The organism is Microtetraspora glauca (genome assembly GCF_040656155.1).
Classification (GTDB): domain Bacteria; phylum Actinomycetota; class Actinomycetes; order Streptosporangiales; family Streptosporangiaceae; genus Microtetraspora; species Microtetraspora glauca.
This window is the reverse complement of record NZ_JBFALK010000005.1, coordinates 83714-100128: the sequence shown is the minus strand read 5'-3', so window position 1 is coordinate 100128 and position 16415 is coordinate 83714. Positions and strand designations below refer to the sequence as shown.

Below are 16415 nucleotides of genomic sequence, written 5' to 3'. Positions count from 1 at the left end.
CTAGTGATCACCGGAGCCGGCCGCCGGCTCCGGACAGTCCGCGGCCCCGCGTGATCGGTTGATCGCGCGGGGCCGTCGGTAAGGCGTGCGGGCGGAGCCGCGGGGATCAGCCGTGCTCGGCGTCGCCGGTGACCTGCTCGGCGGCGTCCTCCGGGGACTGCTCCAGGTCCTGGTCGGCGTTGGCCTGCGCGGACGCCTTGTCCAGGCGGACCCAGCTCACCACGCTCTCGACCGAGAACAGCACGAGCAGGTAGGCCGTGAGGATCGACGCCACCAGGGTGAGCTGGTCGGCGGCCGCGCCCACGCCGAGGATGAGCAGGCGGACCTCCCAGCCGAGGCCGGCCTTGAAGATCCAGGCGGGCGGCCAGATGCTCTGCCGCGTCCGGTACACCGTGTCGTACGTGTGATAGCCGATCACGTAGAGGAGCACGAAGAGCAGCCACTTGGGCGTGCCGGCGGCGAGCCCGAGCAGGATGATCGTGAGGAACTCCGCGGCGCGCAGCAGCGGCGGCGTCAGCCAGTCGAGCCGTCCGAGGTGGTCACGCGGCGCGCTGGGGACGACCAGCGCGACCAGCACCAGCGCGGGGACGATCAGGATCGGGCCGTCCTTGAGCGAGCCGGTCACGGCGAGCGCGATGATCGCGAGCAGTGCGGCGAGTACGGCGGGAACGGGCGGCAGGCCCCGGCCGAGACGGCCCTTGAGCACGGCGACGAGCGGGCCGTCGTCGCGGTAGGCGAGCAGCCGCTCCGTCTGGATGCGGCGCCGCTCCTCGTCCGGGTCGGGGGTGGGGGTGACCTGTGGCTGGGTGATCATGCGAGTGACCTCAGGATGCGTCCGGTGAGGGTGTAGGTGGCCGCGACGCCGCCCCAGATCACCAGCGTGAGGAAGGTGACGCGGGGGTCGAAGAAGGCCGCGGTGATCGCGATCGCGGCGAAGCGCTCGCCGATCGGGAACACGATCATCTTGCGGGCCCAGTGCATGGGACGGAACTTCCCGGCCTTGGTCCAGAGCTTGAGCAGGCCGCGTACGCCGGTGTTGCGGCTGTTCCTGCGTTCCTCCAGGGCCGTGCGCAGCGGGCGGTCGTCGGCGACGTGCAGGTCCAGTGTCGGGAGCGGAACGGGAGCCCTGCGCCGGTTGGCCGCGCCGAACGAGAAGTCCAGGAGGTGCTTGACGGACTGGAGCCCGATCGCGGTGAGGGCGAGTGTCCACACTCCCTCGCCGTCGCCGAACTGGCCGGAGACGGTGGCGCCGACCGCCAGTCCGACGAAGACGGCGTACTCCTTGAACCGGTCGAACGTGGCGTCCAGCCAGGCGCCGAGCACGCCGAACTTCCTGGCGTACCTGGCCACCTGCCCGTCGACGCAGTCGAAGACGAACGCGAAGTAGATGAGCACGCCGCCCGCGATCCACCCGGCCCGCGTGCCGGTGGCGAACGCTCCCGCCGACAGGAGGCCGAAGAAGATCGAGATGAGCGTGATCTGGTTCGGCGTGAGCCCCCGGCGGGCCGCCCACCGCGCGATGAACCGGGAGTACGTGCTGACGAAGAACGTGGTGAAGAAGCCGTCCGCGCCCTTCACCGCGTTGTCGAGGCGGGCCCGGTCCTCGTCGAATCCGGCGAACTCCCTCTCGGCCTCGGCCGTGTCCTGCGGCGTGTGGAGGCGGCGGTAGAACAGGTCGCGGCGACCCCGGACACCGATCGACACGCCACGCCGGACCAGGCCGAGGACGAGCAGCTCGGTGACGTCGTCCTCGGGACCGAACAGGTGCGCCATGCCGGCCAGCTCGCGGGCGACCTCGGCGAGCACCGCGGCGTGCCGCTGGTGGAGGTGGATCGGTCCGAGCAGCGCCGCGTTCGGGCGGGTGACGGCGTGGTACGACGTGCCCACCGAGATGACGCGGCCCCGGCCGGCGCGGGTGCGCTGCGGCAGACCCTCAAGGACCTGCCGCCCGATCTCGGGCTCCGCCTCCTCGATGGGCGGCGGCTCGGGCGCGTTCTCGTCGCGCTCCTCGCGCAGGATCAGCGCGATCGCGGCCCGCTTGGCCTTCGTGATCTGGTAGATCAGCTCATCGTGGATGAGCGAGTTCGCGGGCATGATGAACACGTTGTCGGTCGTGTGCTCGACCGCGTCGGCGAGCGCCCACAGATCTTCCGCGACGCCGGCGCTCTCGACGACCCGGCCGCCCTGCTCGCGGTAGGCGGCCGCGTCGCCCGGCCGGGCGATCGTGATCGGCTGCGAGCCGAGCGAGGTCGCCTGCCCCAGCAGTCTGCCGTACGCCGTGGGGGCTCCGGGGAGTGACGTCAGCTTCAGGTCCGTCGGCAGGACGGGCCGGCCGCCGGATCCTGGCGGCTGAGAACCGATCGGGCCGGGCGACGAGCCCAGCAGGACCACGAGGGTCATGGCACCCTTTCAAACAGCGGGGGGCAGGGCCTTTATGGGAGGCGCGGGGAAGTCCGCCAGGGGGCAAAGCTTAGTGACCTTTCGGTCAAGTCGGTGCATCCAGGGTCGCGGGACCGTTCCGGAATGTCCAGCTTGACGGCGATGTGCGGTCAGCGCCGAGTCCGCATCATTACCGAAATTTCACCGTTTGTGATCTCAGGGAGGAGTCAGCGGGAGGTCATACGATGGCCCAGTGAGTCTGTACCGTGACGAGGGCGTCGTGCTGCGCACCCAGAAGCTGGGCGAGGCCGATCGCATCATCACGATCCTCACCAAGCGCACAGGAAAGGTGCGCGGCGTCGCGAAGGGCGTGCGCAAGACCACCTCGCGGTTCGGCGCCCGGCTGGAGCCGTTCACCCACGTCGACCTGCAGCTGCACGTCGGCAGGTCGCTTGACATGATCACCCAGGTCGAGACCATCCGCCCGTACGGCGAGGCGCTCGTCAGCGACTACCCGCGCTACACCGCCGGGACCGCCATGCTGGAGACCGCCGACCGGCTGACCATGGGGGAGAAGGAGCCGGCCCTGCGCCAGTTCCTGCTGCTGGTCGGGGGGTTGCGCACCCTCGTCGAGGGCGAGCACGAGGCCCGGCTGGTCCTCGACGCCTACTTCCTGCGCTCGCTCGCGGTGGCCGGATACGCCCCCGCCCTGTCCGAGTGCGCCCGCTGCGGCGCCGAGGCCGTACGCGCGTTCGCGATCGTGGCGGGCGGAGTCGTGTGCGGCGGCTGCCGGCCCTCCGGGGCGGCGGTGCCCGCGGCGGAGACGATCGCTTTGATGATCGCGTTGCTGCGCGGAGACTGGCCCATGGCGGACGCGTCGGAGCCGCGGCACCGCACCGAATGCAGCGGCCTCGTGGCGGCCTACCTCCAGTGGCACCTGGAGCACGGCATCCGCTCGTTGCGCCACGTCGAGAGGGACGCGGGGCAGCCACCCGTCCGGGTCTTCGGGGCGGAACCCGCACAGAACTCTCACATCTTCCGCGCCTGAGGACCCCGCCGCACGGAATACGCTCGTGGTCATGGTTCGTCCTCCGACTCCGCATCCCTCGGGCGCGACCCCGCCCCCGATCCCGCGCGACCTCGTGCCGCGCCACGTCGCGATCGTCATGGACGGCAACGGCCGCTGGGCCAAGGCGCGTGGCCTGCCCAGGACCGAGGGTCACAAGATGGGTGAGGCGTCGCTCTTCGACGTCATCGAGGGCGCGATCGAGCTCGGCATCCCCTACCTGTCGGCGTACGCGTTCTCCACGGAGAACTGGAAGCGCTCGCCCGACGAGGTGCGCTTCCTCATGGGCTTCAACCGCGACGTGATCCGCCGCCGGCGCGACCAGCTCCACGCGATGGGGGTCCGGGTCCGGTGGGCCGGTCGTCCCGGGCGGCTGTGGAAGAGCGTCATCTCCGAGCTCCAGGACGCCGAGGAGATGACCAGGAACAACACGACCATGACGCTGCAGTTCTGCGTCAACTACGGCGGCCGTGCCGAGATCGTGGACGCGGCGGTCAAGCTCGCGCGGGACATCGCGGCCGGCCGGGTCAAGCCGGACAAGGTGTCGGAGAAATCCTTCGCCCGCTATCTCGACGAGCCCGAGATCCCGGACGTGGACCTGTTCGTCCGCTCCTCGGGGGAGCAGCGCACCTCCAACTTCCTCATCTGGCAGGCCGCGTACGCCGAGATGGTCTTCCTCAACCAGCTCTGGCCCGACTTCGACCGCCGCGACCTCTGGCAGGCCTGCGAGATGTACGCCAAGCGCGACAGAAGGTACGGCGGAGCCGTTCCCAACCAGGTCTGACCGGCCTCGCCGCCGCTCGGCGATCCGGTGAGACCTCGTGGTCGCATGAGCACGGCCACCCCGCGGTCGTTCCCGGGCTCGCGGAGTCCCAGAAGATCCCGTGGTGGCCGTGCTGTCCACGGCGTCATGGTCATGATGCGGGACCGGGTCGCCGTCGCCTCGACTCCCATGCCCTCGGCCGCTCGATGTGGCGACCGCTCACGTGGCTCAGGACCTGGAGATCGTGGCGTATCCCCCCGCGCCGCTCTTGAGCACGGCCACGAGGCCGTACCACCCCGCCTGCCGCGCGGTGAAGGTGAGCTTCCCGTCCTGGCCGTCCCCGACGTACGCGTACGCCAGCGCGTTGGAGCGCGGTTGCACCCAGGTGCCCGGATCGGAGCCGGAACCGAAAACGAGGAGCTCCGCCTGTCCCCAGTACGGACGGTCCCGGCTCCACCCGGGGGTGAAGGTGAAGGTGGCGGTCTCCCCCTCCTGGAGCCAGGTGTCCCGTATCTCGATCGGGCGCCACCTGTCGGTCAGCGTGGTCGTGGACTCGCCGGGCTCCAGGATGTTCTTCCCCTGGGCCAGCATGATGATGAACCTTTCGTCACCGCTGTAGCGGGTGACCTGGGGGTAGTAGTCGCCCGCCGGACGCTGGTTCCCGTCGACGACGACGAAGTCGATGGTGCCCGGTCCGTAGTAGCTGTACGCCAGCGGGGCGGTCAGGCCCTCGTCGTCGTAGAGCCGCAGGTCGTGGTCAGCGTTGTTGGTCGAAAGGACCGCGACGGCCGACCAGTAGGGCGTCGTCGTGTCGTACCGGAAGGTCCTCGTGGTCGAGGCCGCGCCCGGGAGCGGCGTGTAGTCGGCCAGCCTGGGCCGGTAGCCGTAGTCGATGGTGTTCTGGTAGAGGGAGGCCAGCGCGCCGCCCTCTGAGACGTCGAATCCGTCGGCCTTCCGGTGGTCCCAGAACTCCCGGAAGGTGTTCGGCACGTGCCGGTTGAAGGTGGCCCACACGTTTCCGAACGGTGCCTCGCCGTAGGTGTCGAAGCCGTCGGCGTGGTCGTCGGTGATGTCGATGAGGGCGCCTGCCACCCGGGCCTCGACCTCGTCGCCCCACTGGTCGGTGAGACCCCACGTGGGCTGGTCCTCCAGATCGAACGGCGTCACATACGGGATCTCCGAGCGGAACACCGGTTCGCCGACCACGGTGGCCGCGAGCCAGTCGGCCCACCCTTCGACCCAGGCGCAGCCGGCCGAGCTTCTCGTGTTGGGATCGTGCGGATCGCAGCCGGGCGTGGCGGGATAGCGATCCTCGTAGACGTCGTCCATCAGGGCGTGTCCGACCTCGTGCGCCACGACGAACGGGACGTCGGGGGCGAGAGACGACAGGTAGACGCTGTCGCTGGACGGCGAGTAGTAGGTGTACTGCGAGCCGGGATACCAGTAGAGCGTGACCTGGCGGCAGACGGCGTCGTCGGCGTCCCAGCACAGTGTGGGGAGGCGGTACCAGACGGCCATGGCCGCCTCGAAGGCGCGCGGTACGCGCATGTCGAAGTCGCCGGCCGGCTGGAGGGTGCCGAAGTCGACCTTGGTGCCGTCTTGGACGTTGTCCGCCTTCCCCGCCTTGAAGGGGAAGGCATAGCCGCCCGGCCGGTCGTTGGAGCTCACCCGCGCCAGGTCGTTGGCGGAGGTGAACCTGACCCACACGTCGACCGTGTCGCCGGGCTCGTCGGCGTCGGCGGTGCCGAAGCAGACCCAGTAGTTGCCCTGGCTGTCGGTCAGGCCGGTGGCGAGCAGGTCGTCCTCCGAGCCGGTGTCGGCGTCCCAGATCTCCACCCCGAACATGCGCGAGGGCCGGGTGACGCCCTTCTCGTCGACGTACACCCAGCGGCCGGTCGCGCACGCCTGGCCCGGGCCGGCCGTCAGGGCCGGTTTCCCACTGGCGGCCGCCGGAGCCTGATCGCCGTCGGGAACCGTCGGCTCGGGTTTCCCGTCGGGAGCCGCCTTCCTTTCCCGGGCCCGCTCCCGCGCGAGAGCCGCCTTCTTCTCCTGCGCGGGCTCCAGCGCGGGCACCTCGACCCGCACGCCGGGATCGGCCTTCGCCACCCCGAATTCGTTCCGTACGGCGACGCCGAGCCGCGCGGCGGTGTCGTCTCCGCCCACGGTGAGCGCCACGACGTCGGAGGCGGCAGAGGCGCCGCCGGATTCCGCCTTCCCGCGGTCGGTAGCCGGGTCGGTAGCCGGGTCGGAAGCCCGGTCGGAAGCCGGGTCGGAAGCCGGAGGAGTGTCGTCGGGTTTCGCGGCCTTGTCGCCGGGCGTCTTCTTGCGAGTGTCTCCGACCGCGCGGGCGACGATCTCCACGGGTCCGGCCGCATCGGCGGTGATCTTCGCCTTGTAGGTCGTGGTCCGGCCCGCCTTGAGCGTGGTCGTCAACGCGCCGTGTCCGGCTTCGGTGGTCATCCCGTCCGGGGTCGCACGCCAGGTCAGCGCGGCCGGAAGGTCCACCTCGACCCGGATGTTCTCGAGGTCCTTCTCGGCCTTCACCTCGACCGTGAGCGTCGTCTCCTCCCCGACCCGGGGAGCCCGGTCCACGGTGGCCTTGATCGCCAGGCAACTGGCCCATTCATGCTTCTCGGACGGTTTGAGCGTGCACGGTTTGGCGGTTCGGCGTCGTGGCGGTGTCGCACGCCCCTTGGTCTGGTCTTCCAGCGGTCCGCGGTTCTCGGGCACTCGGAGCAACTGCGCGGGCATCGGGTCCGGCAGCTTCTTCTCCGGTGCCTGTGCGGTTGAGGGATCGGTGGGGGCGGCGGCACCGGCTCCGGTGGCCGCCCCAACTAAACAGACGAGGGTGACGGCGGTTACCGCCGCCAGTCTTCTGGTAAGCAACGTGGCTCCCTGATGGAACGGAAAGGTCGTCCGACAGGGTGACGTCGTGCACTTGAAGTTCTCTCGGAGTCGTTTGGTGCTCGATTGGGGAGACTGTCCCGGTTGTCCTAGGGCAACCGGGAACCAGGACCGCGACCGGATCCGCCGGACCCGTTTCGCGGCGGACGCCGTGTCACCGAGTACGCACCGAACGACGCACCGAACGACGTGACGATCGCCGCGCCGAACGACGCCCGGAATACGCCCGGACTACGCGCGGCGGCGGGCGCGGTAGGCCGCGACGTGCATCCGGTTGCCGCAGGTACGGCTGTCGCAGTAGACCCGGGAGCGGTTGCGCGACTCGTCCACGAACACGTGGGAGCAGTCGGGGGCGGCGCAGGTGCGCAGCCGTTCCCGCTCGTCCTCGACCAGCACATGGGCGAGCGCGACCCCGCAGTCGGCGGCCAGATGCTCGGCCAGCGACGCTCCGGGGGCGAAGTAGTGGACGTGCAGCGAGAAGCCGTCGTGCTCGGCGAGGCTGGGGGTGATCCGCGTACGGCCGAGCATGGTGTTCAGCAAAGAGACCGCAGTGTCGCGGTCGGGTGCGACGAAGACCTCGTGGAAGGCGTCACGCAGCGCCCGCACGTCGGAGAGGTCGTCGGCGCCCAGGTCCTCCACACCGCTGATCACATGCCGCCGGACGAACGCGCGCAGGTCCTCGACGCTCTCCAGGCCCTCTCCGGTGCCCGCGGCGGGCGAGGTGTTGATCAGATCGACCACGGTGGCCAGCGAGTGGACCATGTCATGGCTGAAGGGCACGGCATCTCCCTACGTCGGCGGGGGCAGCGTACCTCGCGGAGGGCGCCAGGGGGCGGCCGAGCGAATGGATCGTCATAAACCGGTCAGCGGCTCCCGGCGGCGGCCGTGCAGGCGGAGCAGGTGCCGAAGACCTCGACGGTGTGGGTGACCTCGGTGAAGCCGTACTCGGCGCCGACGGCCTCGGCCCAGCGCTCGACGTCGGGCCCGGCCACCTCCACGGTGCGCCCGCAGCGGCGGCACACGAGATGGTGGTGGTGGACGTCGCTCTCGCAGGCCCGGTAGACCGACTCGCCCTCGTCGGTGCGCAGCATGTCCACCCGGCCGTCGTCAGAGAGCGACTGGAGCGCCCGGTAGACGGTGGTCAGGCCGATCTTGGCGCCGTCCGCCCGCATCTTCGTGAAGATGTCCTGGGCGCTCCGGAAGCCCTCGCAATGCCGGAGGGTCTCGTGAACGGCGTCGCTGCTCTTGCTCATGGTGTGGGCTCCCAGGTACGGCTTCGCCGTATGAATCTACCTATCCCGAGGGACAGCACAAATCCGGCGAGCGCGATCAGCACGATCGCCGATCCCGGAGGCACGTTGATGTAGAACGCCGAGGTGAGGCCGCCGACGGTGGCGACCACGCCGAGCGCCATGGCGAGGGCCATGGTGCCGCGGAAGCTGCGCATGATCTGCTGGCTGGTCGCCACGGGGACGACCATCAGTGCGCTGACCAGGAGCAACCCCACCACGCGCATGGCGATGACGACCGTAAGTGCCGCGGTCACCGCGATCAGCAGGCTGAGGAAACGCACCGGAAGGCCGCTCGCCCGGGCGACCTCCTCGTCCTGGCAGAGCACGAACAGTTCGCGCCCGAAGATCGCGACGACGGCGAGCACGGCCACGGCCAGGATGCCGATCACCCACACGTCCTCGGCGGCCACGGTCGCGATCGAGCCGAACAGGTAGGACGTCAGCGTGGAGTTGCTCTTTCCCGGCGCCAGGTAGATGAGCAGGACGCCGCCCGCGATGCCGCCGTAGAACAGCAGCGCCAGGGCCACGTCGCCGCTGGTCCGGCCGCGGGCCCGCACCACCTCGATGGCGACGGCGCCCAGGGTGGCCACGATGACGGCGGTGAGCACGGGCGCGGCGCCGGTCAGGAACCCCAGCGCGACGCCGGTCAGCGCCACGTGCCCGATGCCGTCGCCGAGCAGCGCGAGGCGGCGCTGGACGATGAACGTGCCGACGACGGGGGCGGCGAGGCCGACGAACACGGCCGCGATCAGCCCCAGGATCATGAAGTCGTACTCGAAGATGCCGCTCATGCCTCGCCCGCCGCCCTGGCCTCGCCGACCGAGGACCGTGATCCGATGACGTCCGGCCAGCCGCTCAGCGGGCCGGTGTGCGCGTGGGCGTGGGGATGGACGTGCTCGTGACCGGGAGCCGCGCCCGCGCCGACCCCGGCCATGGTGGAGACCGGAGGCGCGCCGTCGTGCGCGACGCGGCCGTCCCGGAGGACGATCGCGCGGGTGATCAGCGGTTCGAGCGGGCCGAGCTCGTGCGCGACCAGGATGACCGTCTTGCCGCGTTCCCTCAGCTCGGCGAGGGTGCCGGCCAGCAGTCGCTGGCTGTCGGCGTCGACGCCCGCCGTGGGCTCGTCCATCACGAAGACGTCAGGCTCGCCGGCCAGCGCGCGGGCGATGAGCACCCGCTGCTGCTGCCCTCCGGAGAGCGCGTTCACGGGGTCCGCGCCCCGGTCCGCGAGGCCCACGGCGTCGAGGGCGTCGGCCACGGCCTGCCGGTCGGCGGCGCTGGTCCGCCGGAAGCGGCTCTGCCGGGCGATCCGGCCCGAGGACACCACCTCGCGGACCGTGGCGGGCACCCCGCCGCCCACGGACAGCCGCTGCGGTACGTATCCGACCCGCCGCCAGTCGCGGAACCTCGCGGGCGGCCTGCCGTACAGCAGGACGGAGCCGCCGGACAGAGGGACGAGCCCGAGCAGGGCGCGGACGAGCGTGGACTTGCCGGAGCCGTTGGCGCCGAGCACGACGACGAATTCCCCGTCCTCGACGGACAGGTCGACGCCGCGCAGGATGGGCCGCCCGTCGAGGGTGACCTCGCCGCCGGTCATCGTGAACGCGGCAGTCATGGCGTGATCACCCTTCCAGGATCAGGAGCACCCAAGCGCGGTCCTCAGCGTTTCGAGATTGCGGCGTGCCGCGGAGAGATAGTCTCCGTCGCCGGGCGCGCTCTCGATCGGATTGAGCACGGCCGTCTTGGCGCCGACCTCCTTGGCGAGGATCTCGGCCACCTTCGGGCTGACGAGCTCCTCGGTGAAAATGGTAGTCACATTCTTCTGCTTGGCGACATTCGCCACCTCGGCGAGGCGCGTGGGAGAGGGCTCGGTCTCCGGGTCGATGCCGCTGACGGAGATCTGCTCGAGGCCGTAGCGGTTCGCCAGATAGCCGAAGGCGGCGTGACTGGTCACGATCGCACGGCCGGTGCACGTCGCCAGGCCCTTGCGGTACTCGCCGTCCAGGGTGGTCAGCGCGGCGGCCGTGGTGGCGGCGCGCTGCTTGTACGCGGCGGCGTGGGCGGGGTCGGCCTTGGCGAGTTGGTCGCCGAGCCGGGTGGCGACGGTGGCGAAACGGCTCGGGTCGAGCCAGATGTGCGGATCGTAGGAGACGTCGGCGTGGTCGTCACCGTGCCCCTGTTCCCTGTGTCCCTCGTCGGCCCCCGTCGCGGGGAGGGTGGAGATCGCGGTGGCGGCGTCGAACGCGCTGTCGGACGCGTGCCCGTCCACCGCCTCGTCGACCGCCGGCTGGACGCCCTTGATGTAGACGACCAGCGTCGAGTCCTGGATGTCCGCGACCTGGCGGGCGGTCAGCTCCAGGTCGTGCGGCTCGGTGCCCGGCTTGGTGAGCCCGGTGACGGAGACGTCCGCACCGCCCACCTGCTGCGAGATCCACTGGAGGGGGTAGAAGGCGGCCATCACGGCGGGCTTGCCGTCACCGGTGGCGGCGTTACCCGCGCCGCAGGCGGTGACGGCGGTCGTCGCGGTCAGGAGGGCGCCGGTGAGGATGAGGGAGCGCGTACGGGACATCACGCGACAATTATCGGGCAAAATGAAAACGGTTGTCAAAACCGTCAGAACAGCCCGAAGCGGGTCGCGGCCAGTAGGACGAGGAACGTGACCAGCGCCACCCGCAGCAGGCGTCCGCCGGCGCGGAGGGACGGCCAGGACATGTAGGCCAGCCACAACACGAACGCCAGCACCGGCAGCACGGCCAGCCCGCCCCGCCAGTCCGTCACCACGACGCCGGTCAGCATCAGCGCGACCATGACGACCGGGATCACCCAGCGGGGGAGATGGAAGAGGAACACGAGCACGGTCGCGCTCCTGCGCTCCACCGCACGCCGCAGCCCGGTCGCGCCCGGGGTGAAGAACTGCTCACCCGGCGGGAGCGGGCGCTTCGCGCCCTTGCGCAACGGACTCCGTGCGGGATTCCGCGCCGAGTTCCGTGCCCCCGAGTTCTGGGCCGCGTCACCGGCCGGCTTCCTGGCCAGGGGATGTGCCGGAACCCTGGCCCCACTCGGCCCGCCGGGCCCCTTGCCCTGTCCTGTGTCACCTGCCACGTGTCGAGCCTAGTCACGCGGACCACCCCGGCGCACCTGCTCACTGTCCGGGGCGTGGCATGCTGGGCCGCATGCTGGCCCTGATCCGTTACTCGGTGCCCGCCGCGCAGGCGGACGACTTCGCCTCGCAGGCCCGGGACATCCTCGACGTGCTCGCCGTACAGCCCGGATACCTGCGCGGGCAGATCGGCAGGTCGGTCGACGAGCCGGACCTGTGGGCCCTGGTCAGCGAGTGGGAGGGCGCCGGGTTCTACCGCCGGGCGCTCGGCGCGGCCCGGATGGCGATGTACCCGCTGATGACTTTGATGATCAACGAGCCCAGCGCGTTCGAGCTGATCGGGGACGCGCGTGTGGACTCGGCACGCGTACCGGATCAGACATGAACGAGCGGAGCGAGTGAATCAATAGGCACAGCGCGCTTCGCGCGGTGCCAGATCGCGCGTCTTCGACACGACCGGACTCCGAGCCGCCGGGCGAGGAGGAGACATGAACGAGCGGAGCGAGTGAATCAATAGGCACAGCGCGCTTCGCGAATGCGACTCCGAGCCGCCAGGCGAGGAGGAGATATGAGCGGGCGACGCCGGGATTCCCCTAAGCTTGGATGAGATCGAGCAGGTAGCGGGCGCGAAATCCGCCCGAGACGGCGGGCAGCCCGTTGGCCGCGGCCCCGCGCGTGCGCGCACGATCCCAACCCGACACCCAGCCGGATGGAGTTCTCACCAATGGCACGTCGTACCGACGTCATGGAAACGATCGTCAGCCTCGCCAAGCGCCGCGGGCTCGTCTACCCGTCGAGCGAGATCTACGGAGGCCTGCGGGCGTCGTGGGACTACGGCCCGCTCGGTGTCGAGCTGAAGAACAACGTCAAGCGCGAGTGGTGGAAGACCGTCGTGCAGGGCCGCGACGACGTCGTCGGCCTGGACTCCTGCGTCATCCTCGCTCCCGAGGTGTGGCAGGCCAGCGGCCACGTCGAGACCTTCAGCGACCCGCTGACCGAGTGCCAGTCCTGCCACAAGCGCTACCGCGCCGACCACCTCCTCGAGGCGTACGAGGAGAAGCACGGCAAGGAGCCCGCGGGCGGCCTGGCCGACATCACCTGCCCCAACTGCGGCAACAAGGGCGCCTTCACCGCGCCGAAGCAGTTCAGCGGCCTGCTCAAGACGTTCCTCGGCCCGGTGGAGGACGAGTCCGGCCTGGCCTACCTCCGGCCGGAGACCGCGCAGGGCATCTTCATCAACTACCTGAACGTGCAGCAGTCGGCGCGCAGGAAGATCCCCTTCGGCATCGGCCAGGTCGGCAAGTCGTTCCGTAACGAGATCACCCCGGGCAACTTCATCTTCAGGACCCGCGAGTTCGAGCAGATGGAGATGGAGTTCTTCGTCAAGCCCGGCACCGACGAGGAGTGGCACCAGTACTGGATCGACGAGCGCCTGCGCTGGTACGTCGATCTGGGCATCAACAAGGACAACCTCCGGCTCTACGAGCACCCGAAGGAGAAGCTGTCCCACTACTCCAAGCGCACGGTCGACATCGAGTACCGCTTCAACTTCACCGGCTCGGAGTGGGGTGAGCTGGAGGGCATCGCCAACCGCACCGACTTCGATCTCACCGCGCACGGCAAGGCGTCCGGCACCGACCTGTCGTTCTTCGAGCAGGAGTCCGGCGAGCGGTACGTGCCGTACGTCATCGAGCCCGCGGCCGGTGTGGACCGGGCGACGTTGACCTTCCTGCTCGACGCGTACACCGTCGACGAGGCGCCCAACGCCAAGGGCGTCATGGAGGAGCGCACCGTCATGCGCCTCGACCACCGGCTCGCCCCGGTCAAGGTCGCGGTGCTGCCGCTGTCCCGCAACGCCGACCTGTCGCCGAAGGCCCGCGACCTCGCGGCCCAGCTGCGCCGCCGCTGGAACGTCGACTTCGACGACGCGGGCGCGATCGGCCGCCGCTACCGCCGCCAGGACGAGATCGGCACGCCGTTCGCGATCACGGTTGACTTCGACACCCTTGAGGACAACGCGGTGACCATCCGCGAGCGCGACACCATGGCGCAGCAGCGCGTCGCGCTCGACCAGGTCGAGTCCTACCTCCGCACGCACCTCAACGACTGAGCGGCGACCCGCCGCACGAGGGAGAGCACCCGCCGGCCCGGCCGGCGGGTGCTCTCCCGTTTCTCCTGCCCCTTCAAGCCCGGTACGGCTGCCGCCCGCTGTACGGAGAGACCCGGTTCAAGGACGGATCTGGCCGGTGATGGTCGGGTCGGTGATCGTGGTGTCCCTGGCCAGCATCATCGCCTTGCTGAGGATGACCGAAAGCACGCCGTCGCCCTCGAACGGCAGGAACACCTCACCGGTGCCGGGTCCGGGTTCCTGCTTGGGGACGATGCACAGGTACTGGTCGTTGGGGCTCATCAGGATGTTTCCCGACCCGAGGTGGATCTTGTAGGTGCGTAGCTCACCCCGGACATGCAGGAACCGGTCGTCGAGGGAGCAGCGGTCGGCGACGGCCAGGCGCGGCAGGAGCCGGGAGAGCACGTCATGGCGGGTCCGCGCGGTGACGGACAGCTCGCCGAAGCCGTAGGAGGTCCAGTAGCCGTGGAACCTCCCGTCAGGTCCGCCGTCCTGCCAGGTCGGATCGTTGCCCACGCTGGCGACGCCGACGAAGAGGTCGATGTCGCGCATGACCTCGCTGAACACCAATGGGGGGACCTGGTCGAGCCGCAGCGGCCCGACCCGGCCGGGGTCGCTGTACAGCCAGGCGGCGTACCCGCCGTGATTCTGCTGGGCGTGCGGCGGATAGAACCGCACCTGGTCCGTGCGGACCCGCAGATAGGCGCCTGAGTCGGCGAACTCGGCGTCGTCGAAGTCGACGTCGGTCCAGAACTCCGCGCGCATCCCCCAGCCGGGCAACTCGCGGATGGCGGGCGGGAAGTCGCCGTCGACGGCCATACGCAGTTCGTTGCTCCAGCCACGGGCGGTGGCCAGGGCGTGGAACTGGTGCTGGCGCAGCACGTGCGCGGCGAAGCGGTTGGAGTAGTCGCCGGTGGTCTCCTCGGCCGCGGTGAGCAGGTAGACCTCCCGGTGCGCCTGCTTGAACGGCTGGGTGATCCGGTGCCGTTCCAGCCAGCTCCGCCAGGCCAGAACCTCGGTCACGTCACGGCCGATCGGATGCCAGAGTCGAACCGTCGCGCCCGCCGCCGGATGGGCCTGGGTGTCGGTCACGCCGCGCAGACTGCCGTCGGCGTAGCCGTACGGGACGTCGTCGACCAGCCAGATCAGCCGCCGGGCCAGGGCGCCGACCAGCGGGTGGTCCAGATAACGCTCCCGCCAGGTCTCGTACGGCCAGACACGCTGGGCGAGGAACATGTGATCCAGGCGTTCCGCCTGGGCGGAGAGCATCTTGGTGATGTCCTTGACCGCGCCCCTGAGTTCGGCGAGCTTCTCGGGATGTTCCCGCCGGACGCTCGCGGGCGGCGCCTTGACCATCGTGCCTTTTGCGTTGCGCCAGCTCAGAACGGCCTTGCCTCCCGTCACGGTCAGTTCGGCGGTCGCGTCCCCGACGATCTCCACGCGACGGCCGACCTCGGTGAGCCCGTAGGACGGCACGGCGAGTTCCTCCACCTCCGCCCGTGACAGGCCGAGTGCCTTGGCCTTCGCGTCGAGGGTGCGGTTGAGCACCTTCAGCGTGGGCTTGTGGGTGACCTTCATGGCCAGCCGGGCGAGTTGTCCCAGCGCGTCCGTGCCGTCCAGGCGCGACAGCGCGGCGATCGCGGATGTGGCGGTCGCCGGGTGGCGCGGTCCGACGCCGGGCATCTTGAGCAGAGCCGTCTCGACGAGACCGCCGAGGAACCGCGTGGTGTCGGGCCGCGCGGGCAGGAACCCCAGCAGCCAGATGAGCCCGCGCAACGCGGAGGCGTTGTAGGGGTCGACCCAGTGGACGCCGCTGTTGTCGGCGATCATCGGCCGGGGCCGCCCGACCAGGGTGAGCCAGTCGGTGATCCTCACCCGTGCGGTCTCGGGCCCGATCCGGTCCAGGAGGGCTCGGCCCGTGCGCTCCCATCGGGCCGACGGCTTCGAACTCGACGCTGTCAGAGCGTGCCTGAGCAGCGCGGTCCAGTGCTCGTCCAGGTCTTCGGCGAGGATCCGGTCGGCCCATGGCTCACCCACGTTGAGGAGCGGGAACTCGTGCTGTGCGACGAGGGAGGGCAGCGTCGTCTCGAACCGCCAGCCCGCGACGGCCGTACGGCGAAGGGTCGCGAGCACCTCGGGTGCGAGGTCGTTGCCGGCATCGAGCCAGCACTTCACGATCCATGTGAGCCGCCCATGGCAGTAGACCTCACGATGCGCCGCCCGCGCGAGGAGCAGCCCGGCGGCCTCCGGAGTCCACGAGTCCGAGACCTCGTCGGTGATGATCACGACCATGCCGTCGACCAGCTCGGCTTCCTGGTCCGGGCGGGACAGCAGGCGGGTCGCCAGCTCCACCCGGGAGGGAGCCGGCATCTCCTTGAGCGTGCGATAGACGACCTCGCCGAGGCGGCCGTAACCCCAGAAGTCGTAGCCCAGCTGATCGCGTTCGAGACGGACCAGCTCGTCGGCCAGCTCCGCGATCCGGCCCGCCTCCACCAGGGCGGTCACCGCGGCGACACGCTCCTCGTAACGCTTTCGGTCGGACGTCGGCTCCCCGGCGGTGGAACCGGCGTCAACGAGGGCGACCTCACCGGCCGGCTCCCCGGCGATCGTGAGGTGCCCCCCTCCGCATCGATCGTCTGCCGTCGCCCCATCGCCGTGATCCACAGTCATCATGACCGCGCACAGTAGCGAGGCCGAGCGACACTTCTTCCCCGCCGTCTTCCTGGCCGTCTCTCCTGCTGTCTTCCCTGCCGTCTTTCGGCCGTCTTTCCGGCCGGAGCCGG

The 16415-nt window shown here is 70.1% G+C and carries 14 protein-coding genes; 4 read left to right on the top strand and 10 right to left on the bottom strand.

What is annotated here, in order from left to right:
- Positions 1-106 precede the first annotated feature (106 nt).
- Both AB0I59_RS11570 and AB0I59_RS11565 read right to left on the bottom strand, forming a co-directional pair.
- Positions 107-814: a DUF5941 domain-containing protein gene (locus AB0I59_RS11570; RefSeq protein ID WP_358132180.1), complete on the bottom strand. Its 708-nt coding sequence runs from the start codon at positions 812-814 to the stop codon at positions 107-109.
- Positions 811-2400: a CDP-alcohol phosphatidyltransferase family protein gene (locus AB0I59_RS11565; RefSeq protein WP_358132178.1), complete on the bottom strand. Its 1590-nt coding sequence runs from the start codon at positions 2398-2400 to the stop codon at positions 811-813. Before AB0I59_RS11565 ends, AB0I59_RS11570 begins: the two co-directional genes overlap by 4 nt.
- A 232-nt stretch (positions 2401-2632) precedes the next feature.
- Between AB0I59_RS11565 and recO the strand changes: the two genes are divergently transcribed.
- Both recO and AB0I59_RS11555 read left to right on the top strand, forming a co-directional pair.
- Complete coding sequence (gene recO / locus AB0I59_RS11560; RefSeq protein ID WP_082777422.1) at positions 2633-3427, top strand: DNA repair protein RecO; 795 nt, start codon at positions 2633-2635, stop codon at positions 3425-3427.
- A gap of 31 nt (positions 3428-3458) precedes the next feature.
- Complete coding sequence (locus AB0I59_RS11555; RefSeq protein ID WP_061259718.1) at positions 3459-4229, top strand: isoprenyl transferase; 771 nt, start codon at positions 3459-3461, stop codon at positions 4227-4229.
- 207 nt (positions 4230-4436) lie between these two features.
- On the opposite strand, the gene AB0I59_RS11550 is transcribed toward AB0I59_RS11555, so the two are convergent.
- From AB0I59_RS11550 to AB0I59_RS11520, 7 genes are all read right to left on the bottom strand, one after another.
- Positions 4437-7094, bottom strand: a complete 2658-nt coding sequence (locus AB0I59_RS11550) for a transthyretin-like family protein (protein ID WP_358132175.1) — start codon at positions 7092-7094, stop codon at positions 4437-4439.
- A gap of 249 nt (positions 7095-7343) precedes the next feature.
- Positions 7344-7892 (bottom strand): CGNR zinc finger domain-containing protein, encoded by a 549-nt coding sequence (locus tag AB0I59_RS11545; RefSeq protein ID WP_358132173.1) that lies wholly within the window; start codon positions 7890-7892, stop codon positions 7344-7346.
- 83 nt (positions 7893-7975) lie between these two features.
- The gene (locus tag AB0I59_RS11540) at positions 7976-8365 is read right to left on the bottom strand and encodes a Fur family transcriptional regulator (protein ID WP_228639814.1); all 390 of its coding nucleotides are present in this window, start codon (positions 8363-8365) and stop codon (positions 7976-7978) included.
- Positions 8362-9195 (bottom strand): metal ABC transporter permease, encoded by an 834-nt coding sequence (locus AB0I59_RS11535; protein ID WP_358132171.1) that lies wholly within the window; start codon positions 9193-9195, stop codon positions 8362-8364. The genes AB0I59_RS11540 and AB0I59_RS11535 overlap by 4 nt, the downstream gene beginning before the upstream one ends.
- On the bottom strand, positions 9192-10019 hold the full coding sequence (locus AB0I59_RS11530; protein ID WP_061259679.1) for a metal ABC transporter ATP-binding protein: 828 nt from the start codon (positions 10017-10019) through the stop codon (positions 9192-9194). The genes AB0I59_RS11535 and AB0I59_RS11530 overlap by 4 nt, the downstream gene beginning before the upstream one ends.
- 21 nt (positions 10020-10040) lie before the next feature.
- On the bottom strand, positions 10041-10973 hold the full coding sequence (locus AB0I59_RS11525) for a metal ABC transporter solute-binding protein, Zn/Mn family (RefSeq protein WP_358132480.1): 933 nt from the start codon (positions 10971-10973) through the stop codon (positions 10041-10043).
- 44 nt (positions 10974-11017) lie between these two features.
- Positions 11018-11506, bottom strand: a complete 489-nt coding sequence (locus tag AB0I59_RS11520; RefSeq protein WP_358132169.1) for a DUF6703 family protein — start codon at positions 11504-11506, stop codon at positions 11018-11020.
- Positions 11507-11577: 71 nt separating this feature from the next.
- Here AB0I59_RS11520 and AB0I59_RS11515 point away from each other — a divergent pair, with 71 nt between their 5' ends.
- Both AB0I59_RS11515 and AB0I59_RS11510 read left to right on the top strand, forming a co-directional pair.
- Positions 11578-11889, top strand: coding sequence for an antibiotic biosynthesis monooxygenase family protein (locus AB0I59_RS11515; RefSeq protein ID WP_061259716.1), 312 nt, complete (start codon positions 11578-11580; stop codon positions 11887-11889).
- Positions 11890-12249: 360 nt separating this feature from the next.
- Complete coding sequence (locus tag AB0I59_RS11510) at positions 12250-13614, top strand: glycine--tRNA ligase (protein ID WP_435830946.1); 1365 nt, start codon at positions 12250-12252, stop codon at positions 13612-13614.
- A gap of 117 nt (positions 13615-13731) precedes the next feature.
- On the opposite strand, the gene AB0I59_RS11505 is transcribed toward AB0I59_RS11510, so the two are convergent.
- Entirely contained in the window at positions 13732-16305 is a 2574-nt protein-coding gene (locus AB0I59_RS11505; RefSeq protein WP_358132165.1) for a DUF4132 domain-containing protein, read from the bottom strand.
- Positions 16306-16415 lie beyond the last annotated feature (110 nt).

Excerpts from the sequence above, each read along its gene's own strand:
- AB0I59_RS11570 (WP_358132180.1), bottom strand. The coding sequence starts at position 814 with ATGATCACCCAGCCACAGGTCACCCCCACCCCCGACCCGGACGAGGAG.
- AB0I59_RS11565 (WP_358132178.1), bottom strand. The coding sequence starts at position 2,400 with ATGACCCTCGTGGTCCTGCTGGGCTCGTCGCCCGGCCCGATCGGTTCT.
- AB0I59_RS11555 (WP_061259718.1), top strand. The coding sequence starts at position 3,459 with ATGGTTCGTCCTCCGACTCCGCATCCCTCGGGCGCGACCCCGCCCCCG.
- AB0I59_RS11540 (WP_228639814.1), bottom strand. The coding sequence starts at position 8,365 with ATGAGCAAGAGCAGCGACGCCGTTCACGAGACCCTCCGGCATTGCGAG.
- AB0I59_RS11535 (WP_358132171.1), bottom strand. The coding sequence starts at position 9,195 with ATGAGCGGCATCTTCGAGTACGACTTCATGATCCTGGGGCTGATCGCG.
- AB0I59_RS11530 (WP_061259679.1), bottom strand. The coding sequence starts at position 10,019 with ATGACTGCCGCGTTCACGATGACCGGCGGCGAGGTCACCCTCGACGGG.
- AB0I59_RS11525 (WP_358132480.1), bottom strand. The coding sequence starts at position 10,973 with ATGTCCCGTACGCGCTCCCTCATCCTCACCGGCGCCCTCCTGACCGCG.
- AB0I59_RS11515 (WP_061259716.1), top strand. The coding sequence starts at position 11,578 with ATGCTGGCCCTGATCCGTTACTCGGTGCCCGCCGCGCAGGCGGACGAC.
- AB0I59_RS11510 (WP_435830946.1), top strand. The coding sequence starts at position 12,250 with ATGGAAACGATCGTCAGCCTCGCCAAGCGCCGCGGGCTCGTCTACCCG.
- AB0I59_RS11505 (WP_358132165.1), bottom strand. The coding sequence starts at position 16,305 with ATGATGACTGTGGATCACGGCGATGGGGCGACGGCAGACGATCGATGC.